The 23,271-nt window shown below is 51.2% G+C and carries 17 protein-coding genes and 2 pseudogenes; 10 read left to right on the top strand and 9 right to left on the bottom strand.

The window, feature by feature from the left end:
• Window positions 1-519 precede the first annotated feature (519 nt).
• Window positions 520-2,650 (top strand): annotated as a pseudogene (gene fhuE / locus JK211_RS13490) (ferric-rhodotorulic acid/ferric-coprogen receptor FhuE).
• Between the two features lie 57 nt (window positions 2,651-2,707).
• Here the strand turns inward: fhuE and blc are convergent.
• Window positions 2,708-3,238: an outer membrane lipoprotein Blc gene (gene blc / locus JK211_RS13485; RefSeq protein ID WP_212709187.1), complete on the bottom strand. Its 531-nt coding sequence runs from the start codon at window positions 3,236-3,238 to the stop codon at window positions 2,708-2,710.
• Window positions 3,239-3,501: 263 nt separating this feature from the next.
• On the opposite strand from blc, the gene JK211_RS13480 reads away from it, so the two are divergent.
• Together JK211_RS13480 and katG are read left to right on the top strand one after the other, a co-directional pair.
• Window positions 3,502-4,749, top strand: a complete 1,248-nt coding sequence (locus JK211_RS13480) for a hypothetical protein (protein WP_212709186.1) — start codon at window positions 3,502-3,504, stop codon at window positions 4,747-4,749.
• A 108-nt stretch (window positions 4,750-4,857) separates the two neighbouring features.
• Window positions 4,858-7,065, top strand: a complete 2,208-nt coding sequence (gene katG, locus JK211_RS13475; protein WP_212709185.1) for a catalase/peroxidase HPI — start codon at window positions 4,858-4,860, stop codon at window positions 7,063-7,065.
• Window positions 7,066-7,127: 62 nt separating this feature from the next.
• Here the strand turns inward: katG and JK211_RS13470 are convergent, their stop codons facing one another.
• Complete coding sequence (locus tag JK211_RS13470) at window positions 7,128-7,895, bottom strand: GntR family transcriptional regulator (RefSeq protein ID WP_212709184.1); 768 nt, start codon at window positions 7,893-7,895, stop codon at window positions 7,128-7,130.
• Between the two features lie 154 nt (window positions 7,896-8,049).
• On the opposite strand from JK211_RS13470, the gene JK211_RS13465 reads away from it, so the two are divergent.
• Window positions 8,050-9,438, top strand: coding sequence for an MFS transporter (locus JK211_RS13465; RefSeq protein ID WP_212709183.1), 1,389 nt, complete (start codon window positions 8,050-8,052; stop codon window positions 9,436-9,438).
• 79 nt (window positions 9,439-9,517) lie between these two features.
• Window positions 9,518-10,474 carry a nucleoside hydrolase gene (locus JK211_RS13460; RefSeq protein WP_212709182.1) on the top strand — a complete coding sequence of 319 codons (957 nt, stop codon included), beginning with the start codon at window positions 9,518-9,520 and terminating at the stop codon, window positions 10,472-10,474.
• 51 nt (window positions 10,475-10,525) lie between these two features.
• Here the strand turns inward: JK211_RS13460 and JK211_RS13455 are convergent, their stop codons facing one another.
• Window positions 10,526-11,881, bottom strand: a complete 1,356-nt coding sequence (locus JK211_RS13455; protein WP_212709181.1) for a glycoside hydrolase family 28 protein — start codon at window positions 11,879-11,881, stop codon at window positions 10,526-10,528.
• Window positions 11,882-12,145: 264 nt separating this feature from the next.
• Entirely contained in the window at window positions 12,146-13,141 is a 996-nt protein-coding gene (proX, locus tag JK211_RS13450; protein ID WP_212709180.1) for a glycine betaine/L-proline ABC transporter substrate-binding protein ProX, read from the bottom strand.
• A gap of 580 nt (window positions 13,142-13,721) precedes the next feature.
• Between proX and JK211_RS13445 the strand changes: the two are divergent.
• Window positions 13,722-14,048 (top strand): annotated as a pseudogene (locus tag JK211_RS13445) (helix-turn-helix domain-containing protein); the annotation flags it as partial.
• Window positions 14,049-14,099: 51 nt separating this feature from the next.
• On the opposite strand, the gene yniD reads toward JK211_RS13445, so the two are convergent.
• Window positions 14,100-14,204, bottom strand: a complete 105-nt coding sequence (yniD, locus tag JK211_RS16935; RefSeq protein WP_249213055.1) for a small membrane protein YniD — start codon at window positions 14,202-14,204, stop codon at window positions 14,100-14,102.
• 107 nt (window positions 14,205-14,311) lie between these two features.
• Complete coding sequence (locus tag JK211_RS13440) at window positions 14,312-14,635, bottom strand: DUF6388 family protein (protein ID WP_212709178.1); 324 nt, start codon at window positions 14,633-14,635, stop codon at window positions 14,312-14,314.
• Between the two features lie 193 nt (window positions 14,636-14,828).
• Between JK211_RS13440 and yedD the strand changes: the two genes are divergently transcribed.
• Complete coding sequence (yedD, locus tag JK211_RS13435) at window positions 14,829-15,308, top strand: lipoprotein YedD (protein ID WP_212709177.1); 480 nt, start codon at window positions 14,829-14,831, stop codon at window positions 15,306-15,308.
• 24 nt (window positions 15,309-15,332) lie between these two features.
• Here the strand turns inward: yedD and JK211_RS13430 are convergent, their stop codons facing one another.
• Genes JK211_RS13430 through fliD form a run of 3 tightly spaced genes read right to left on the bottom strand, consistent with a single transcriptional unit; the run spans window position 15,333 to window position 17,479 of the window.
• Window positions 15,333-15,635: a hypothetical protein gene (locus tag JK211_RS13430; RefSeq protein ID WP_212709176.1), complete on the bottom strand. Its 303-nt coding sequence runs from the start codon at window positions 15,633-15,635 to the stop codon at window positions 15,333-15,335.
• 1 nt (window position 15,636) lies between these two features.
• On the bottom strand, window positions 15,637-16,029 hold the full coding sequence (gene fliS / locus JK211_RS13425; protein WP_212709192.1) for a flagellar export chaperone FliS: 393 nt from the start codon (window positions 16,027-16,029) through the stop codon (window positions 15,637-15,639).
• Between the two features lie 19 nt (window positions 16,030-16,048).
• Entirely contained in the window at window positions 16,049-17,479 is a 1,431-nt protein-coding gene (gene fliD, locus JK211_RS13420; protein ID WP_212709175.1) for a flagellar filament capping protein FliD, read from the bottom strand.
• 234 nt (window positions 17,480-17,713) lie between these two features.
• On the opposite strand from fliD, the gene JK211_RS13415 reads away from it, so the two are divergent.
• From JK211_RS13415 to JK211_RS13405, 3 genes are all read left to right on the top strand, one after another.
• A complete protein-coding gene (locus JK211_RS13415) occupies window positions 17,714-18,532 on the top strand; it encodes a flagellin (protein WP_249213056.1) in 819 nt (272 codons plus the stop codon).
• Between the two features lie 72 nt (window positions 18,533-18,604).
• On the top strand, window positions 18,605-22,348 hold the full coding sequence (locus tag JK211_RS13410) for a glycosyltransferase (RefSeq protein ID WP_212709174.1): 3,744 nt from the start codon (window positions 18,605-18,607) through the stop codon (window positions 22,346-22,348).
• A complete protein-coding gene (locus JK211_RS13405; protein ID WP_212709173.1) occupies window positions 22,341-23,147 on the top strand; it encodes a glycosyltransferase in 807 nt (268 codons plus the stop codon). Before JK211_RS13410 ends, JK211_RS13405 begins: the two co-directional genes overlap by 8 nt.
• Window positions 23,148-23,271 lie beyond the last annotated feature (124 nt).

The following is a 23,271-nucleotide window of genomic DNA, read 5'->3' as shown; positions in this document are numbered from 1 at the left end:
AGTGCAGAGGGCGCGGCCATTGCGCCCTTTGCCTGGTCGCCCGCAGCGGGGCCGTAAAAAATGACTTTACGTAATGGTGAACAGAATCCCGCCGGATTGATATGCGACATATCCTCATCAGAGTTACTGTACCGGCCCGGGCGTAATACCCGCACCGGTCTAATCCACCGGCCCGGAGTGCAGAGGGCGCGGCCGTGCGTCCTCTGCACATCCCCCCCCGATCCTGTATTGGTTCCGTATCTTTACATTGAACTGACAATAAAAATGATTATACTTCTCATTCTTATTTTTGTGTGTGATTTGTTTCTCTGAGCTATGGCTGGTTATGGCCTGCGGGACAGGGGAAAAACCGACAGAGATGCAGAGTAAAACGTACGGTTGCAAATATCTGCACCGCCGATAAAAACGCTATTGAGGATAATGATGCCTTTTTACAGCAGTCAGTTCAGGGGGCGGGAACATTGTCCCGTGATTTACCGGGTGAAGGATTCGCGGCCTTCTCTGTCATTACTGGCTGTTATGGTTGCCGGTGCATTATATATGCCCCATAGCCAGGCCGCGGCAGGTGACAGTGGTATAAAAAATAACACCCTGCTGGTGACCGGGAACGAACCAGTATCCGACAGTGATACCCCTGAAGATACGGATTATACGGTACCGGTGACCCGTGCTGCGACAAAAATGGCCCTGACCGCGCGTGACACCCCTCAGTCAGTAACAGTCATTACCCGTCAGCGGATGACGGATCAGCAACTCAATACGCTTAATGATGTACTGGAGAACACGACAGGTATTTCTGAAGAGAACTCGGGGGCTAACCGCAGTAACTTCTATTCACGCGGATTTAAAATAGATAACTATCAGGTCGATGGTGTTCCGGTCCTGGTCGATGATCGCTGGAATCTCGGTGATACCCTGTCAGATACGGCAATTTATCAGCGGGTAGATGTGGTCCGTGGTGCGGCCGGTTTAATGAGTGGTGCCGGAGACCCGGCAGCCTCAGTGAATATGATACGTAAACAGGCCGACAGTAAAACCTTTAAAGGCAACCTTGATGCCAGTTACGGTAGCTGGGATAACCAGCGCTATGTGGCAGATCTTTCCGGTCCCCTGAGTGAATCCGGCCGGGTCCGTGGCCGTGTGGTTGCCGGTTATCAGCACAGTGGCAGCTGGCTCGATCACTATCATACGCAAAAGAAATTCCTTTACGCGGTGCTTGATGCAGACATTACGGAGTCGACGACGGCTTCTGTCGGGTATGACTATGAAGACACCGATGTTCACGGAGCAACCTGGGGAGGGCTGCCGACCTTCTATCTTGACGGTAGTAAAACCAGTTATAAACGCAGTACTAATCTTGCTCCTGACTGGGCCTATAATGATGTACATACCCGGCGGGTGTTTGCCAGCCTGAATCAGGCTCTGGCTAATGGCTGGCAGTTCACACTGAGTGGCAGCCATACTGAGTCGACGATGGACAGTAAGTTGCTGTATATTGATGGTTATTTTAATAAAACCACCGGGATTGGTGTCGGGCCTTATACAGGGTACGATCTGTTGGGGGGGCACCGGTTATAATACGGCGAAACGCCGTGAAAATGCTGCTGATGCTTATGTCAGCGGGCCGTATCAGTTATTCGGCCGTCAGCATGAACTGATGGCTGGTGTCAGTTATATCCGGCAGAACAACCGTTATTACAGTGCGTCGACCAGTTTTACCTCGGCCGATGTCGGTGACTTTAATGACTGGGGGAATTACCCGCAGCCAGACTGGGACCCACAGGCCCTTGCAGAAGATAATACTATTCACCAAAAGTCGGCCTATTTTGCGACCCGGATTACCCTGGCTGATCCGTTGCATCTGATCCTCGGCGCCCGTTATACCCGCTATACCGCAGATACTCTGACCGAGAATATGGTGAAAAATAATATCACTCCTTATGCCGGAGTCGTATACGACATCAACGATACCTATTCTGCCTATGCCAGCTATACCTCAATCTTTAAGCCACAGACTTATCGTGATGAAAATGGTGCTTATCTGAGCCCGGTCACCGGTAAAAACTACGAAACAGGGATAAAAGGTGACTGGCTGAACAGTCGCCTGACGGCTTCTCTGGCGATATTCCGTATTGAACAGGATCATCTCGGAGCGACAGATTATGCACTGGTGAAAGGCAGCACAGATTATGCTTACTATGAACAGAACGGTACAGTCAGCCGCGGTGCCGAATTCGAAATTAACGGAGCAGTGACCGATAACCTGCAGCTGACTTTCGGGGCTACCCGTTATGTCGCCCGTGATGGCAGCGGCGATGCCTTACAACCAACCCAGCCGCAAACGACCTTTAAACTGTTTGGCAGCTACCGGCTGCCATCGCTGCTGGCGCTGACGCTCGGTGGCGGTGTTAACTGGCAGAACCATACCTGGGATAAAGTGTCGGGTCCTGATGGTACGGCTAACTGGTATGCTGATCAGGGCAGTTACGCACTGGTTAATCTGTTTGGCCGTTATACGGTGAACAAAAACCTGTCACTGCAGGCGAACCTGAATAACCTGTTTGATAAAACCTATAATATTGATGTCGGACGTAACACTATTTACGGTGCTCCGCGTAATATTTCAGTTTCGGCAAGTTACCGCTTCTGACAGATACGCGAACTCCCGTGCAGGGAGTTCGCGTATTCTGTCGAATGATAAACCGTATTACCCTGAGTGCTGTATCCGGATTAACTGGTCAACCGGGAAGCTAAGCTGCTTGGCCAGTGCGATATAACGATCAAGCACTTGTTGCGGGATCTGCGGAGTGCGTGACAGGATCCACAAATAATGCCGGTTTGGTCCGCTGACCAGCGCATACTGGTAATCATCATCCAGAGCTATCACATTATACCCGCCGTAGAAAGGACCAAAAAATGAGACTTTCAGGGCGGCAGTATCATGGCTGCCGGTAAAATAGGCTTTGCCTTCACTGCTTTTCCAGCGCCCGCTTTGCGGGTCGTATCCGCGGTTAACCACACTGATCCCGCCATCCTTGCGCTGTCCGTAAGTCGCAGTCACTTGCTGCAGGCCCCGTTCAAAACGGTTATCCAGCCGCGCGATTTCATACCATTTACCGAGATAACGGCTGGCGTCAAAAGGGGTCAGCGGGGTGATACCTTTCGGCGGAACAGGGGACTGACAGGCCACCAGAGTCAGTGATAATGCGATCCCTGTCAGTACGGGCCATACTTTCATTATTACTCCTGTTAATAGTGCGGTCTGCTGCTACGGAAGAGGATTTATCAGAGTATAGCACGGGGACTCAGGATAGCCGGTAACGGGCCCGTTGTCGGCTATCAAAGCGGTTGTAAGGCATTTTATTCAATACATTATTGATTTAAGGTTGTGGTGTTAACCGTAGGCGAGATGTTGTACGGCTGGCCTGACAAACAAAATATCTGGAACCGGGACAGCAGGCTAAGCCAGACTGGAAGGCCAATACTTTCAGAGGAAATAACATGACTGACACTATTATTTCACAGCCCCTGACAATAAATGTTCCGGCCGATTATGCCGATATCCAGTCAGCGTTAGATGCACTGGAAAATAGCACCCTCCGGGCCAGCGTAAATATACAGGTAGCTGACGGTGAGTATACTATTTCTGCCAGCATCACCTCGCGGATCCGGAATTATGATCAGTTGACCTTAAGAGGGAATGAACAGGACTGTTCAAAATGTATTTTGTATATAGACAATACCCAAAACAAAGACGGATTCTTATTTGAGAACGGGTTCGGTATCTCATGGCTCAATGGTTTTACTATTGCCGGCGTCAGTGGCTGGATTGCCGCCGGAGAATGGAACGACCAGTGTTACGGGGCAGGGATCCGCTCGGTAGGCGGCGGCAGCGTTATACTTGGGCCAGCCCTGCATATCACCAAAATGTACTACGGGATCCGTGCAATGAACGGTGCCTTTATCTCGAATGAAACTCAGCCTTCCGGCGGAAATCAGGGCGGCGGGATCACCGTCAGCAATGCCGGAGATGTGGCCTTCCATGCCTACGCTGCTACGCTGAAAGTTAACTGTGCTGAGGCTTATTTCAGCTCGCACAGCAGTGAATCTCTCGGCTTTGGTTTCTGTGCCGAAGCGGGCGGCTTTTTGCAATGTGAATATGCAATCTCTCAGGGTAACCTGCGGGCCGGATTCTATGCCCTGACCAATGGCTCAGTCTGGGCCCATGGCGTCAAAGGTATCAGTAATCTCTACGGTGTACTGGCCTGGGGCGGTGCGGTGGAATGTAATTCATTGGATAACTATATATCCTCTTTTTCCCTGAATAGCGGAGCCGGTATCTATGCGGCATATAATGGTTTTGCCGGTGCTAATAATGCCCGTTGTTCTCAGAATACTCACGGGGTGATGTGTGACAGCGGCGGGCTGGCTGATATTACCTATCTGACCAGCGAAAATAATACGGGCAATGGATTTTATTGCTCTGACTTCGGCGCGATGAGCGGAGGGTATTCAGCTGCCAGTAATAATCAGGGTAATGGCTACCATTGTGAATACGGCAGTTATATGAATATCAGCCACGGTATTGCCAGTAATAATAACAGTCATGGTTTCTATGCCAAAAAAAACAGTCATATTTATTGTTATGCATTTGGCGGGTCGGGGAACGGATATTTCTGCTCACCGGTGCAGACCAGCATTAACGCCAGCGGAGGAAACAGCAACGCCAGTATTGATGACACACTCTGAACGGCGAAGCCATTATAAGGCCGGAGCTATCAGACAGATAGGGTAATACAGGTATCAACAATAGCATGCTGCCGCTACTGTAAGCACAGTTTAATACAGGGGGTTAGCATGAGTAATTCAGAATATGGGAATAATAACCGGTCAGTTTCTGACGTGATTACACCAGAATCCGCGGCAGGAAAATGTCCTTTTCATCAGCAAAAAAATCATCAGGTTGCCGGGACAGGCACCAGAAACAGTGACTGGTGGCCGAATCAGCTGCGGGTGGATTTACTTAACCAGCACTCAGGACGTTCAACTCCGCTGGACAGGGAGTTTGATTACCGGCGTGAATTTGCCGGACTGGATTATTTTGCGCTGAAAGCAGACCTTACGCGTTTACTGACAGATTCTCAGGGCTGGTGGCCAGCCGACTGGGGCAGTTATATTGGTTTGTTTATCCGCATGGCCTGGCACAGTGCCGGAACCTATCGTGCCCTTGACGGACGGGGGGGCTCGGGACGTGGCCAGCAACGTTTTGCTCCTCTCAATGCCTGGCCTGATAACGTCAGCCTTGATAAAGCTCGCCGGCTGCTTTGGCCGGTAAAACAGAAATACGGACAGAAAATCTCCTGGGCTGATTTATATATCCTCGCGGGTAATGTGGCACTGGAAAACGCGGGTTTCCGCACCCTTGGTTTTGCCGGCGGACGTGAGGACGTCTGGGAACCGGATTTGGATGTTAACTGGGGAGCTGAACATCACTGGCTTGAACATCGTCATCCTGAAACTCTGGCTGACTCGTCCCTCGGGGCGACGGAGATGGGGTTGATTTATGTGAACCCGGAAGGACCGGAGCACAGTGGTGATCCGGCGTCGGCAGCACCTGCTATCCGTGCAACCTTCGGCAATATGGGGATGGATGATGAAGAAATAGTGGCATTGATTGCCGGTGGTCATACTCTGGGGAAGACACATGGCGCAGGCCCTGTCAGCCATGTGGGTGCGGATCCTGAGACGGCACCGATTGAAGCTCAGGGATTAGGATGGGCCAGCAGTTTTAACAGCGGTGCCGGTGCCGATGCCATCACCTCCGGACTGGAAGTGACCTGGTCACAGACCCCGACCCGCTGGAGCCACTATTTCTTCGAGAATTTATTTAACTATCAATGGGTACAGACTCGCAGCCCGGCGGGTGCGATTCAGTTTGAAGCCAGAGAGGCCCCGGACAGTATTCCGGATGCGTTTAATCCGCAGAAAAAACATAAACCGGCGATGCTGGTGACTGATTTGACGTTACGCTTCGATCCGCAATTTGAAAAAATTTCGCGACGTTTCCTTAATGACCCGCAGTTATTTAACGACGCCTTTGCCAGGGCCTGGTTTAAACTGACTCACAGAGATATGGGCCCGAAAGCCCGGTACCTCGGTCCGGAAGTGCCGGAGAAAGATTTTCTCTGGCAGGATCCGCTGCCGACAGTACATCAGTGTCCGTCACCGGCAGATATTGCTGCCCTGAAACAAAAAATTGCGGCCTCCGGTCTTAGCGTCTCTGAACTGGTATCTGTTGCCTGGGCCTCTGCGTCAACGTTCCGTGGCGGCGATAAGCGCGGCGGTGCCAATGGTGCACGGCTGGCATTATTACCCCAGCGTCACTGGCCGGTGAATGCCATCGCGGCCAGGGTGCTGCCGGTACTGGAAGCTATTCATCAGTCATTCCCTGTGGCCTCACTGGCAGATATTATTGTACTGGCCGGGGTCGTCGGGCTGGAAACAGCGATTAACGCAACGGGACTGATAGCCGAAGTACCCTTTATGGCCGGCAGGGTGGATGCCAGTCAGCAGCAGACGGATATTGATGCGTTTGGTTTACTGGAGCCACAGGCTGACGGATTCCGCAACTATTATAATGCCACAGGGACAAGTGCTGCAGAGCAGTTGTTAATTGATAAAGCGCAACAACTGACGCTGACAGCGCCTGAACTGACAGTACTGGTCGGTGGTATGCGTTCCCTGGGGGCGAACTTTGACGGCGGGTCCGCAGGGATATTTGGCAGCCATACGGGTGAACTGAATAATAGTTTCTTTGTTAACCTGTTAGATATGCGTACTGAATGGCTGCCATCCGCCGGTTCAGATCATCTTTTTACGGGGCGTGAGCGGAGCAGTGGTGAAGTCCGGTATACGGCGACCCGTGCTGATCTGATTTTTGGTTCTCATCCGGTATTACGTGCCATTGCTGAAGTTTATGCCAGTGAGGACGCCGGAGAAAAACTGGTGAAAGATTTCGTGGCTGCATGGACTAAAGTCATGAATCTGGACCGTTTCGATTTATAACCACCGGCAGTCACGGCAGTCACGGCAGTCACGGCAGTTCCCGCAGGACAGGGGACCTGCCGTTACAGGGCTGATACCGACTGATTAATACTCAGCGGAAAACCGGCTTTTATCACCATTTTCGCCAGGTAAAGCGGGCCGGACGGGTATCTCAGTGATCGGGTCAGTACCATCACCGGGGCGTCGGCCGCAATGTCCAGCTTTTTACCGCGATCTTCCCCCGGAACTCCTGCCTGCAACTGGCAGACTGCCGGTTGCGGTGTCTCTTGCAGTATATTCAGTAACAGCGAGTGCACTGACCGGCAGTGGTACTGGCGGGCGGAAAAATCAACCGCCGGAGCAATACGCGGGTCTGCCGCATCCAGACGCTGACCCGCGGGCAGATGTTCCTGTAATAAAGCTATCACTGTATTGCCACTGTAGATCAGGCTTTCACAGAACCAGCTTGCGTCATCATCACTGGTTTCCAGTAATTTATGTGTGAAATCTGAAGGCTGCTGTAACCGTGCATCAATCCGTTGCAAACGTATTTCCCCCGGCGGGCAGCCAAATATTTCCTCAGGGGGAAGCAAATTTTCCAGACCCGGGGTCGGGAGTTTATGGGTAACAAAGCGTCCGATACCGCGTCTGGTGAGTAACAGACCATCTTCTTCCAGCAGCATCAGTGCTTCACGGATTACGGTCCGGCTTACCCCCATTTGTTCACCCAAATCACTCTCTTTTGGCAGCATTGCACCCGGCAGCAGCAGACCCCGGCGAATGGCGGCAGACAGCCGTGAATAGACCGCAACCCGTAACGGTTGTCCGCTTCCGGCAGTCAGGGGAGACATAAGAAATTGATTGATCTCTGACATGAGCATATTTAAACAGCAGTAACAGAAAAGAAAATAGTAAGTGGATCCCGGTGATAAGTAAAACGCATTTGTGAGATATTATACAGGCAAGTATAACATCTGATTTATTATTACTCTGACAGGACTTTTTATGAACTCTGTGGCAGTATCACCGGCTTCCGGCGGGCTGGAAGGCAAAAATGCCGCTCTGCTGGTTTCTGCACTTATGCTCGCGATTCTTGCTTTTCAGCTGAATTGTTCGATGCTTTCACCGGCTTTGCCCGAAATGGCGAAGCAACTTAATGTCAGCATGACGGATATTTCCGCCGTGTCGTCATTGTTTTTTCTTTCCGGATCAATTTGCGGAGTGGTACTGAGCCGTTTCAGTGATTTTATTGGTCGCCGGCGTATGCTGATTGCGGTGATGGTTATCTGCAGTGTCGGTACGCTGATCAGTGCCTTTACCCACGACTATTACACTATGCTGGCCGGGCGCGTACTCCAGGGAGCAAGCAGCGCGACATTTCAGCTTTCCTATTTGCTGCTGCATCAGCGTATCAGCCGCCGTCTGTTCGGTACCGCCATTGGCGTGATTACTGCGGTGAATGGTGGTGTCGGGGGCATCGATGGTTATATAGGCGGGCTGCTCAGTGATGCTTATGGTTACCAGTCCATTTTTCTGATCACACTGGCGGTGTGTGTAGTAGCGCTGGTGGCAATAAGCCTGCTTATTCCCCGTGATGAACCTGGTGTAGCTGAAGGTAAAATGGACTGGCCGGGAGCTGTGATACTGTCCTTCAGTATTATTTTTATTAATATCTGCCTTGATAAAGGATCGTCAGCGGGCTGGTTAAGCCAGCAGACACTGTTGTACCTGCTGCTGTTTGTGGCAGCCATTGTGCTGTTCTGGTTTATAGAAAAACGTCGTGCAATACCCCTGGTGCCGGTGGAACACTTTTTTACCCGTCAGTTCTGGCCGGTCATTGCCACAACTATCCTGATTCTGGCGGGTGTCTTTTCGGTGCTGGGTTTCGCGGTGATTATTATCTCGCAGGATACCCATGCCGGCCTTGGGATGAGTGCTGCCCGTTCATCGCTGCTGTTTCTGACCCCGCCAGCGTTGATGGGTTTTCTCTCGGCGCCTCCGTCGGGCTGGCTGGCCGGAAAGGCGGGCTGGATTAAAACATTCAGAACCGGACTGGTACTCTGCCTGGTCCTGATGGTGGTCATTACCCTGAATCCGGTAAATAAACCGGTACTGATCGTCAGTTTATTACTGCTGGGGATAACCTACTATGGTGTGGTACTGAGTTGTATCAGTGGACTGAGTGTGCTGTTGTCGCCCAAAGAAGCACCATCTTCCCTGACGGCGGTAAACGGGGCGTCATTCGGTCTCGGGGCGGGGCTGGGAATTGGTCTGATTGCAGCTTCGGTGGGCAGTGGTACCCTTGAAGGTTTCCGTCACGGATTAATGATCAGTACCGGGCTGACAGCCCTGGCGGTTATTTCCGGTTTTATGGTTAAGATGCGGAAAACATAATTTGTCGTGACATAGTATGCCAGTGTGGCTGCAGGTTTATCAGCGCTACACTGGCCCTTCTGTTCAGTAAAGGTACAAAATGCAACCACTAAAACTGTTTTTTGACTGTGACACAGGTATTGATGATGCTCTGGCGCTGGGGTATTTGCTGGCGGAAAAAGAGAAGGTTGAGATTGTCGGTATAGGCAGTGTCTGCGGTAACACTGACGCCGCTTCGGGGGCACGTAATACCCTTAATTTGCTGAGTCTGGCAGGTGCCGAAGGTATTCCTGTGGCACAGGGGAATGCCGGCCATTTGTGTGCTGCTTTCCATAACAGCAGCCAGCATATTCATGGTGAAAATGGCATCGGCGATGTGATACTGGCCGATTCTCCACACCCGCTGGCGGCAGGTAGCGCGGCAGAGCTGCTGGTGGATCTGGCCAGAAAATATCCGGGAGAATTACAGGTGCTGGCGACCGGGCCACTGACTAATCTGGCGTGTGCGCTACAACTGGAACCCGGCTTAGGGCAGTTATTGGGTCAGGTGACTCTGATGGGCGGAGCGGCCAATGCACCGGGAAACCGGACACCGGTAGCCGAAGCTAACATAGCAGAAGATCCGGAAGCGGCAGGAATAGTGTTCAGTGCTCTGGATAATCTGGTCATGGTGCCGCTGGATGTCACCATGCAACAACTGTTTGAAGAACATCACCACCGGCAATTACTGAACGCAGAACGGCCCTTCGCCCGTGCGCTGGGTGAAATGCTGACCCTGTATATGGGTTTCTATCAGCAAAAGCTGGGCCGCAATGTTTGTGCAATCCATGATCCGGCGGCGGCATTCTTTGCTGTGCAGGGACTGGAAGGATGTGTTGCGCCAAAAGTGAAAGTGGTGATTGATGATACCCGCGGGCCGGGCAGAGGTCAGACAATTTGCGATTTACGCGGTCAGTATAGCGGGTTCCCGCCACAGGAAAATGCCAACTGTCAGGTGGTTCTGAATACCGATAAAGATCTGGCCCCGTTACTGATCGAAAAACTGCTGAATGTTTAACGGCGTTGATCTGTAACAGTACCGCCGGCAGTACTTCTGCGCTGGCGGTGATTACACGGCAGGAAAAGGGCGCCATTTTGCAGAACACTCTGGCTGTGGCGCGGGTGGTGACAATGGCATCCGTAAGGAGATACGTGCTGGCGGCGGAGAAATCCCCTGTTTTCCGGTGGTTAAGCGGGTAAAGACTACAGACCATTGAGTGTCCGGACTGAAAGTCACCGCGTCTATTGTCACCTGCAGAGGATGCTGTGCATCATATCCCCTCAGAACAACAGTTCCTTTGCCGGCACCTTCGGCATTGATATTACTCAGCATAATATGACGATAATCGGGAATCTTATCACCGGTGGCAGCCGGGTTATAGCGGCTATCGAAAGAGACCGGCCAGCGATTATTACGCATACAAATATCCGAATAGTCAATATCACTGACCAGTCCTCCGCGGCTGGCATCACTTTTTATACGTAAGCCGGAGGTGGTGCCATCAAGGGTGAGATTATGTATCACAACATCTCTGACTCCGGCATTAACTTCACTGCCAATTGACATGCCGTGTCCGGAATAGAAGTGGTTGTCAATCACAGAAATATGCTCAGAGGGGCCATTACCGGCTTTAATCGCGATATTGTCATCACCGGTGCGGATAAAGCTGTGAGAAACAGTAATATCCTCCGAAGCCGCAGGATCTATACCGTCAGTATTACGTGCTGAAGCGGGGGTATCAATGATGATTCCCCACAGTGTTGCGCCCTGTACATGGCTAAGCACAATATGGAAACCCGGGGCGTTACGTAGCCGGATGCCGGAAACAATAATATTCTGTGAGCCTGTTATTTGCAGTAAACGCGGGACATTTTGTTTTCCGCCCGCGACGGACTGTGCACGGCGTGCCAGTTGCCACCATGTTTCTTTGTGACCGGCCATCAGACTGCCACCCTGACCGTCAATAATTCCTTTTCCCTGAATACCGCCACCGTTGCTGCTGCGGAGAGTAATAAAAGGCCGGCAACCGGTACCCCGGTTATCAATGGTGCCACAACGCCCCTGACCGGTATCATAGCGCTGCGGGTCCGTATCCGCTTTTAAGACACTGCCCGCGCTGAGACGCAGGAATACCCCCGCAGGAATGGTCAGGGGGCCGGAAAGAAAGGTATTGCCGGCAGCACCGGTGCTTAGCCGGAGGGCCTGACCGGCAGGACAATGATCCAGAGCCTGTTGAATGCGTTGCTGTGTCATGGTGACGGCTTCGCCGGACTGAGGATAAAGGGTGGTGCAGACTGGCTGAATTTGTTGCGGGGCGCTAACTTCGCGGCGATCACCTGCCGCTGCCGCAGGGCGTAAATACAGTCCGGAGATCGTTATCAGGGAAGCGATAATACAGGTCAGGGCAGTTGCTGGTCTTAACATCAGGGCCTCACTTTTCCACTGTCCGGGTGTCGTCTGTCACTTAATATCTTCTGAATCTGAATCTGAATCTGAATCTGAATCTGAATCTGAATCTGGATTGGCCAGTCTGAACGCCGGAGAATACCGGAAACTATAAGCCATTTAGTGAACAGGTGATACTTGCGATTATTCGTGTCGCAGGGAAAGAGCAAGACGGATGCTTAGAGCCATAATACTGTCGTCGTGGTGCAGGCAGTTACCGGCACCACGACGACACAGACCGGTTTACTGTTTTGCAGCCTGTTTTGCCGCAGTAATCCAGCTATCGAACTCTGCCTGGTGGGCATGGATCCAGCCATCTACCTGGGCTGAAACATCAGCGGCAGAATCTTCACCATTATGCATACTGAGGTTCTGTGCACTGATATCCTGTAACGGCAGTTTCATGACAGAGAATAATTTTCTTGCTGCCGGATTGTTTGCTGCCCAGGCTTTGTTAGCAATAATATTTTCAACATTGACGCTGAAACCATAGTTTTTACCGTTTGGCAGCCGGGTATCTTCTTTTGGCTGACCGGCAGGAGAAGCAGAGAACGGCACCGTCAGCCAGACAACATCTTTACCCGGTTTTAATACAAAGTTCACCCAGTAAGGTGTCCAGGTGTAATATAAAACAGGTTTTCCGGCGTTATAACGGGAAATAACATCAGCCAGCATGGCAGAATAACTGCCCTGGTTCTGTTCCACTGTCTGGCTCAGGCCATAAGCTTTAATCTGCGCATCAATGACGCTGCCACAGGCCCATCCAGGTTCACAGCCGGTCAGTGCGGCTTTTCCGTCACCGTTATCGTCGAATAATTTTGCAATTTTCGGATCTTTTAGCTGGGAAATATCGGTAATATGGTATTTTTCAGCAGTTTTTTTATCGATTAAATAACCCTGAGCGGCACCGGTAATATAAGGTCCGGTACGGAAGAAACTTTTATCCCCGCCTGCTGACTGATACATTGCCGATTGTAACGGCTCCCAGTCAACGGCAGAGTAGGTAGCATCGCCACGGGCAACCGAGGCATATATGACACTGTAATCCACTTCCTGGGTCGGTTTTACATCATATCCCAGCGTTGACAGTGCGCGATTGACTAACTCTGTCTGGAAGGATTCTTCAGCCAGCGGACTTTTCACTGCCTGAACAGTAATTCCTTTACCCGGCAGGTCCTGCGCAGCGACGCTGCCACAAAAAGAAAGTACTAATGCAGGGAGAATTATTTTTTTATTCACATGTTGCTCCTGTTGTTCAGTTATTTTTAACCTAACAACACGCGAATTATAAATCAACTTTAATTCCTGATAGCCATTCTGACAGAATTATATTCTGTTTTTTTTGTAATGACACTTTTAGTTATCGGCGATTTTTTAGTAAATTAATCACCGATATTATGATTTATGGTCAGCTGCTTTATTTCCTGGTTCAGAGAACAGAATTCCGTGGACACAGACCACCGGGCGGGATTATTTTGTTATAAAAACGTAAATCAAACACCCGGATGATGGTATTTTCGCGCAGGGTAATTATCTCCTGACATACAGGGATGATGGCGGGTAAGAGCAATAATTACCACCGGTTATTTTCGGGAATCTATCAGGCTATTTTGTCAGCACAGAATGTTTTCATGAATGATATTCATAACGCTAATGATTTATCAGGTTATTAATTCCCGGTTATTTTCAGCGTATACTCTGCTGTTCTTATTATTGTTATTTCAGGGGCATTCCCCGGCAGCGGAAAATCACCCGCTCACGGGACAATATTCTGTATGACAATTTCTTTCTATTAATTCCGAAAGCCAGTGAGGAAACTATGGACAGAAAAAAAATGCTTATTCTGACATTAACCCGGTGGATCGATGAAAATATCCACTTACCTCTTAAAATTGAACAGGTCGCAGAGCGTTCCGGTTATTCAAGATGGCATCTGCAACGCATGTTTTATCAGGTGATGAAACAGAGCCTGGGTAAATATATCCGTGAAAAAAAACTGACACTGGCGGCACAGGATTTACTGACCGGGGATGAAACAGTGATGGAAATCTCCCTGAGGTATGGTTTCGAATCTCAGCAATCATTTACCCGTTCATTTTCGGGAAAATATCATCTGCCTCCGGCAACCTTCAGGCGACAGCATCACCCGGAAACAGTGGCGGGAAATATTGTATGGGATAATCGGGCAGGGGACAGATTATCCCCAAATCATTGCTGCCCAGCGCAGCAACAGCAGTCCCAGACAAATTAATACCAGTACCAGCACCATTTTTCCGTATTTTTTACTTCTCTCGTTAGCCATTCAGCGTTCCCTTGATTGCAATTCCCGCAGGCGTCACAGTAGCAGAGCAGATATTAACTGGCAATCCGTGACGTGCTGCATTTTTGGTACCCTGCGGGAACCTCCGTTTACAGTTCGTTCTTAATGCAAAATTCTTCCCAGCTCATCCCCAATGCGTCAGCATGAGACTTGAGGTAATTTTCGATAGCATCGGCTGCAACGGCTTTATCCGGTTCAGCCAGCTGGATGGAAAAGATGATACCGTCGAGCTTTTTCTGGCGCAGAAAAGCGGCGTAGATCCTCTCAGCCTGCATTTCACGACATTGTTGTAAGGTCATTCCTGCCAGCTGCGCGTCCGCATCGCTGAGTTCGTCCAGAGCGGCCCGAAAATCCGGATGGGCGGAAAAAAACATATCACGGGCAATGGCATAATATTGTTCAGGAGTTTTCATAACATTTATTGTCCAGCTAAAACATGGCGGAATTGTATCTGCTCTGCCGCCGGATGTCAGGTGAACTGTGTGATTATGCTGAATCTGTGGTAAAAACAGCTGTCCGGTAGCCAGAGGGGCTGCATTAGACGCGGGACACTATATAATAGCCCGCGAATATCCGATATCAGACACGGGCTTGCAGAGAATTTATATGAAAAGATGGATAATGTTGTTACCGATGCTGGCACTGGCCGGTTGTGTGCAGATCGATAATTATCAGCAGGCGGTTAAATTACCGGCACCTGCCGGTCTGGCGGGGGTCTGGCAAACAGAGGGTCCGCAGGACGGACTGGTCAGCAGCCAGGCAATCGCGTCTTTGCTGGTCAGCCCGCAGGGGGACACCCTTGACTGCCGTCAGTGGCAGCGGGTGATTGCTAAACCAGGTAAGCTGGCACAGGTCGACGGTAAACTGGTAAATATTAATCGTTTGCTGCGGGTTATGCCGTTAGAAACTGATAACGGGGTGTTACATTATGACGGACTGACTCTGAAAAAAGTCAGTCAGCCAACCGCGGAATGTCAGAAAGCGCTTGGCGAAGCTGATGCACATCCGCAACAGGATGTTATCCAGAATATTCAACCGTCATTACTGGAAAACCACTTTGCCGATGGCACCGCCGCCGCTGACTAGTTGCTGCACAGAGCAGGCCATGGTCTAGACAGAAAAATAGGCTTTCAGCACTTTTTGCTGCTGTCTGCCCTGGCTGAGCAGAACGGATGTGTCCTGAATTGCCTGACGGATCACCGCCGATAAATGCTGATGCTCTGCCAGCAAGAACTGCTGTTGTGTCCGGTAATATTCTTTTTCGCCGGATGAACAGTCAGGCGGGCTGGCGGCAAGTTGCCTGTAACCTGCCACCAGTGCCGTCAGTTCCGTCCATTGTTGTGCTTCCGCCAGCGCCTGTAATTGCCGGCTGGTTTCTGCCAGCTGTGTCAGCCATTGTGCGTAACCGGACATGCTACCCTCCCTGGCTGCTGGTCTGCAGGCTCTGTTTCCAGCCGTCGGCAATATTACCAATCAGCAGGCCTGCTTCGCTGATGGCGTTAATATCCTGATGCAGATTGGCCTGCAGGAGCCGGAAAATAACATAGTCATACAGTGCAGTCAGTTGCTGTGCCAGCGGGTCATCCGGCCAGTCAGCGAGAGGTGCTTTCAGTCCGTTTTCGATAATATCCATTGCTTTCGACAGATTATGCCCTTTAGCCCGGATATCCCCCTGTTCGGTAAATAATCTGGCACGGGCGAGGGCGCTGAGAGCACCCTCGAACAGCAGTGTGGTCAGTTGCTGTTGATCGGCGCTGAGTACGGCACTTTCAATACTGATGGCTGCATACGCATTTGCGCCAGTCATGGTTTTCACGCGGCCTTCCTTATTTATCCGATGAATTATCGAACTGTGATGATAAATATTGTTTAGTCTGATCCATCTGTGACATGACTTTATTCAGTTCAGTAAACTGGGTTTTATAACGGGCCATGGTACTGTCTATAGCTGACTGCATATTGTCATAACGTTTACTTAAATCTTCGTAATTGCTGTTGAGTGAATCAACGGCATTTGCCAGTATCCCCTTGTTTCCGACGCCATCACTTAGCATGCTGGTCAGTGTATTATTCATCAGGGTGGCAAAACCGGTGGTTTTACCGTCGCCGGTAAAAAAGGCGATCACTGCCCGGGGATTGTTTTGTAATGCGTCATTGAGTTTCGTGTCATCGACAGTCAGGATCCCTGATGAGCCATCGGACTGAATGGTTGGATCCATGCTGATCCCCAGCTGGGCGGGGATGGTAAAAGCGCCCGGCTGTGACTGTGTCAGCATGGATTGCAACCGCACCTGGATATTACGCACGGTACCATCGCCGATCAGCGGCCCGTTGGAAGAACTGTCCTGTGCGGCGGCCCCGCTGCCGGAAAAACTGGTCAGGGTGGCAATTTCAGACTGTAGTTTGTTATAAGCGGTGACCCAGTTTTTGATGGCTTTGACACTGTCATCAGTGTTGTTGCCGATGGTCAGGGTTTCTTCATTTTGTGACACGGATTTGAGGTTCAGTGTGATCCCTGCCGGTGCGCCGGTGACCGTATTACTTTTACTGTCGATTGCAATGCCGTTGACCGTCAGTTTTGCGTCCTGGCCGGCGCTGGTCTGATGCAGGGCTGATGTGCTGTCGGAGGCAGAATAACCGATAATACTTTGCAGTTGATCATCACCGCTGACTGACAGGGAAATATCATTACCCGCTCCTGTGTCTTTGGCGGTCAGTGACAGATAATATTCACCGTCGGCGGCACGGATGCTGGTGGCATTAATTGCCGCACCGCTCTGGTTTATGGCATTGACAATACCATCCAGCGATGTCTGCTCATCACTCAGGGTCAGCGTGACCGGGCTGTCCTGACCGGTTTGTAATGTCAGGGTACGGCTGCCGGTAGCAGAACTGCCCAGTGGCGTGGTATTGCTGCCGATGCTGCCGGATAATACCGACTGTGCTGTCGCCAGCTGGCTGACTTTTATCTGGTAGTTACCGGTGACGGCACTGCTGTCAGTTGACGCGGCGAAGGACTGATTACTGCTGGTTACCGCGGTTGCATTAAAGGTTGACGCTTTGGTCAGAGCAGCCAGCGCAGTTTGTAAACTTTGCAGACTGCTTTTTAGCTGTCCGAAAGCAGATATTTTATTTTTACAGGCTGTGGCTTCATTAGTAATAGGGGTGAGCTTCGCTTCCTCAGATGCTTGCAGGTTATTATACAGGTCGGTCAGGTTCAGGTTGCTGCTGATATCCAGGTTGCTGATGGCGGTCATAATGGGATCCCGTATTGATAAAGGTGTAACCGGAGTATCGGCGCGAAATCCTAAAGGTTTATCTGCCACCGGACGGTGATACTGGTCCGTTGAATACACCGCTCAGCACAGGATGAGGTTTTTTTAGACGGCTGGCTAAAGTTAAGCGCTGCATCACCGATATCAGTCATGAACGCAAAAGGGTTGAACCTTTTTGCTTATCCAATCAACTTTCATTTATTGAAGGATAAAATCATGGCTGTTATTAATACTAATATCATGTCGTTAACTACCCAGACTAATCTGAATAAAGCACAGTCAGCACTGGGTACAGCGATCGAACGCCTCTCTTCCGGTCTGCGTATTAACAGTGCGAAAGATGATGCTGCCGGTGAAGCGATTGCCAACCGTATGTCATCTAATATCCGTGGTCTGACCCAGGCATCCCGTAATGCCAACGATGGTATTTCTCTGGCTCAGACCGCAGAAGGTGCCCTGAATGAAATGAATACCAACTTGCAGCGTATTCGTGAGCTGACAGTGCAGGCTAAAAACGGGACTAACAGCGCGGATGATATCAACTCAATCCAGGCGGAAGTGGATGCCCGGCTGGCAGAAATTAAACGTATCGGCAGTGCGACTACCTTTAACAATATTCAGTTGTTCGACAGTACTAACACCAGCGTCAATATTCAGGTTGGTGCGAATGATGATGCGGGTGCTAACGTCATTTCTATTTCTTTGTCAGATAATGGCTTCAAAGCACAGACTCTCGGCAGCGATTACAGTGTTACCGGCGCAAGTGCCTTGTCGGATATCGATGCCCGAATCTCCGATGTCGATACCGCACGTAGTGGTCTGGGTGCGATTCAGAACCGTTTTGAATCAACCATTAATAACCTGAATGCGACAGTCAATAACCTGTCAGCCTCTCAGTCACGTATCCAGGATGCGGACTATGCAACGGAAGTTTCCAGCATGTCCCGTGCGCAGATCCTGCAACAGGCCGGTACATCGGTGCTGTCAAAAGCCAACCAGGTCCCGCAAACCGTGCTTTCCCTGCTGCAAAATTAATTTGTTTCACCCTGATTTACCGGACCCCGCACTGCGGGGTTTTGTTGCGGGTAACGGGCAGAAGGACAAATTATGCAACGTATTCTTTTTTCGACAGATAAACTGCGGCAGGCCACTGCCGCCGAAGCAACCATTCTGTGCCTGGCTGGCTGGTTTTTGCGCCATGGCTGGGCAGTTGATGTTTGTGCGCGGTTGATTGACGGGGACTATTATCAGCAATTATCCCGCTGGGCTGCCAGCGGCCGATTACGGATTTTTACTGATGATGATCATCAATCCGGTGCAGATCCGCTGGCAGATGACGATGCAGACTACGATCTGCTCTGGATCTGTGGTGGTTACCTCGCCAGCGGACTAATCGACCGTTTACAGCAGGGGACCATTACCGGCCGTTGCCTGTTTCAGCATTTTACTGCTTCGGCGGGCAGACCTTATTATTCTGGCAGTAGCAGCGAGAATGCCCTGGCATGGCGGATTCTGACGGATTCAGCCCTGAGTTATGCGGCACTGTCACTGCGTGGTGTCTATGCGCCATCCCTGCGTTTAATGCCACTGGCGTTTGATGATCAACTGGTATGCTCTTCATTTTGTCCGCCTGCCGGTCCGTTACGGAAAATACTCTGGGCCGGCGATCAGTATTGCCCGGCGATAGATCTGCTCAGCCAGTTGCTGAATATGCAGAATATCCGCCTCGATTTCCTGCCATCGGGTCAGCAGGCTGCGTTATTAACCAGTCATAAATTAACGGAATATCAGCTGGTTATCGGAGAGAATCAGCTGATTGCCAGCGCGCTGTGCCTGGGGATCCCGGTGTGTGTCGCCGGGCAGGGGGGATGGTGCGGTTATCTCGCCGCGGGGGACGGGTTTCAGCGGGCAGCCGACAGTTTTTTTACGGCGTCGGAGGGGACTGAGATGGACGGTCATCAGTATTTTGATGCGTTAATCGACGGTTATCCGGCGGCACAGCAATGGGCGGCGTCTTTCAGGGATCAGGCTCTCAGTCGCTGGTCATTTTCGGCATTATTACCGCCTTTGCTTACAACCCTGCCCGCAGGGATCCCCCTGACAATGACGGCCGCAGAGGCTACAGAATGGCGGCTGGCCAGAAATATCCTGGCACAGCAGGCAGACAACAGCCGGCAATTATTACAATGGCTGAACCACCGGCAGATCAGTGAAACCCGGCGGGCGGTATTGCTGGCGGTGACAACAGGCCATGGTGAGGTTGCCAGTATCGGGGTGATCATCCTCGACCGCCGGCAGGACCGCGAAGCCTGCGAAGTCACCCTGCGATCACTCGAACAACAGAGCCTGAAGCCGCGACACTGTGTGTTGATCAGTGAGAAAGAATACCCGTTTCTGAGTGTCATATGCGGGGAACAACTGAAGATGCCGGCCGATAGCCGGGGGGTACAGCAGGTTGTCAGCGGAGTCCCGCTTCACAGCTGGCTGATTGTTGAGGCCGGAACCCATTGCCTGAAAGATAGCTTATTATTATTTGCCGATCATCTGTTACAGCATCCGCTCACTGCTGTCTGCTACAGCGATATTTTGCAGGGGACGCGGTTAGCGGATGCCAGCCTTGTACTGAAGCCGGACTGTAATATTGATTTGCTGCGCAGCCAGGCTTACCCGGGCGAAGAGCTGTTGATCACCACGGCCTGTCTTAAAGATCATCTGCCCCGGTCGCCGGTGTCTGATGAGCTGATGTTCTGTGAGCTTATCTGGCGGGTGATCGAATCTTCCGGACCCTCAGCTATCGCTCATCTGCCGGAAGCCCTGTTATTGATCCCGCACCGGGTGACATCAGATCAATTACCAGTATTGCGACGGAAGATCACTGTTCAGCATTTGCAGCGTTGTGGTATTGAGGCAGCCGAGGTCAAAGATCAGCAAAATGGTGTCGATCAGGTCAGTTATCCGCAACCGGTAAGAGCGCGTGTCAGTATTATCATTGTGACTAAAGATCAGCAGGCATTACTGCAACACTGCCTGGAGTCTGTCACCGGACAGACAGACTGGCCGGATTATGAAGTACTGGTAGTGGATAATGGCTCACAACAAGCGGCGGCCCGTGAATATCTGGAGCAGTTACAGGCACTGCAGTTAGCAAATCTCCGGCTATTGCGCTGGCCGGGTGTATTTAATTTCGCTGCGATCAATAACTTTGCTGCGGCACAAGCCAGCGGAGATTATCTGCTGTTTCTGAATAACGACTGCCAGATAAGCCACCGCGATTGGCTGACTGAATTACTGAAGGTCGCGGCACGGCCGGAGGTTGCTGTTACCGGTGCGAGGCTGCTATACCGTGACGGACATTTGCAGCATGCCGGGTTTGTTACCGGCATTGAACAAGGGGTCGCCGGTATCTACTGTGGAGCCCCGGCTGAGGCGGCGGGCTATTTTCATTATCTGCACTGTGCGCAACAAGTCTCTGCGGTCAGTGCCTCCTGTATGATGGTCCGGCGTGAAGTCTTCGATGCTGTCGGCGGATTTGATGGTGTAAATTTTGCCGCCGGACAGGCTGATGTAGATCTCTGTCTGAGGATACAGCAGGCAGGATATCTGGTGGTCTGGACGCCACAGGCAACGCTTTACCATATGGGCGGGGCAACACGGTTATCTGCGGCCTGTTATCCGTCGGAGTGTACCGCCGGGCAGCAGGCGCTTGATGCGTTACGTCAGAGCCGTAAAGGATCCCTATGCCGGGATATTCGCTACCATCGTCATTTAAACCGCAGTGGCCAGTTGTTCAGTCTGTCAGTGCGTACCGACAGACTGCAGCTTCCGTTACCGGGACGACCACTACCGGTGATGATCGCCGGACATGTGAATTTTACCGGCTGCGGTAATTACCGTGTGATACAGCCCTATCAGTTGATGGAACAGCAATTACAGCTGGAGGGCGGCCTGATTCATGGTCTGCCTGCCGCGATGGATATCGCTGAACTGCAACCGGATAGTGTGCTGTTACAGATGCCTTTCGACCCGCAGGTTGAAGAAACTCTCCGCCAGTACCGGCAAATGAGTTCAGCCAAAATTATAATGGAATATGATGATTATTTCGTTACGCTTCCGGCCAGTAATCATCATCGTCATAAACTCCCCAAAGATATTGCCGGACAGCTGCGCCGGACCATGAGCCTTGCCGATCATCTGGTGGTGTCTACCCCGGCACTGGCCGATGCCTACGCTGATTTTCACCGGGATATTCGTGTTGCTGAAAACCGGCTTAACCCGCAACAGTGGGGAGCGTTAGCCAGTCATCGCCGCCAGGGAAAAAAACTCCGTATTGGCTGGGCCGGTGGTGATAGTCATCAGGGCGACCTGGCGATTATCCGCCCGCTGGTGCAGGCATTACAGGATGAAGTCGAATGGGTCTTTATGGGGATGAAACCATTACAGGTACGCTGTGAATTTCACTGCGGTGTGCCGTTCGACTGGTATCCGCAAAAACTGGCCAGTCTGAATCTGGACCTGGCACTGGTTCCCCTGGAGATAAACCTGTTTAACGAATGTAAAAGTAACCTGCGGTTGCTCGAACTGGGGGCTTGCGGGGTACCGGTTATTTGCAGCGATATTGAGCCTTACCGCGGTCAATTACCGGTAACGCGGGTTAAAAACCATTTTAAACACTGGCTGAAAGCGATCCGTGAACAGTTATCTGATCCGCAGGCACTGGCCCGCAGAGGGGATGAACTGCAACGGGCGATCCGCCGGGACTGGCTGCTGACCCCGGATAACATTGCCGAATGGCGGCAGGCCTGGCTGGGGACACCGGCAACACTGATCAGCAAGGGGATAAGCGATGACTGAGCGGAGTGAACGGATCGGGGTAGGTATTGTGACTTGCAATCGTAAGCCGGGTTTACTCAGGCTTTATCAGTCTCTGCCGCGGCACCAAATAGATGCGCTGATTATTGTGAATGACGGTGAACCGGACGCCGCCTATCAGCAACTGGCGGCGACACTGGTCCAAAATGAGGAGAACCAGGGGGTCGGCAGAAGCAAAAATACCGCATTACGTTATTTGCAACAGCAGGATATCGAACATTTTTTCCTGATCGAAGATGATATTTACATTAAAGATCCGCGGGTGTTTGAACGCTATATCACCGCTGCCGCAGAAACCGGGATTCAGCATTTTAATTTTGCATTGCACGGCCCCTATAACGTCACTGACGATGGGGTACCGCGTCCCAGACTGCAAGTAAATTATCCGTCATTTTGTCTGCCTTTGTACCCGAGTTGTGTGGGTGCCTTCTCCTATTACAGCAGATGCTGCCTGCAACAGGCCGGGCTGATGGATGAGGTATTTTATAATGCCCTCGAACATGTGGAACATACCTGGCGCATTATTGAAGCGGGAATGCACCCGCCATATTCCTACTTCGCCGATATCGAAGACTCGGGGAATTATCTCGGCGATGAAGGCTGGAGTACCAGCCAGTCGACGATTTGCCGGCAGATGACTTTCCGTGCTGTCTGTCTGGCGGCGGCGATGCAATTTAATGCTAAATACGGCTATATGTTGTCAGAATTACCGGTCCCGCAACCGGATATCGCACTCAGAGTCCTTCGTACCATCAGGCAACGTTTTTCCCGGTGTGTATAAGGCTGTATACAGGTCGAAAACTGCGATTGTCAGCGGGATAACAACTTAAATTTTAAGCCTTTATTCAGCCGATGGTTGTCCTGCCCGCGGACTGATAATTTCTCCACAGCTTGATTAATTCAGG

It is taken from the genome of Tatumella sp. JGM130 (assembly GCF_018257525.1).
Lineage (GTDB): Bacteria > Pseudomonadota > Gammaproteobacteria > Enterobacterales > Enterobacteriaceae > Tatumella > Tatumella punctata.
The sequence above is the reverse complement of the archived record's forward strand: the minus strand, read 5'-3'. Positions and strand labels throughout refer to the sequence as shown.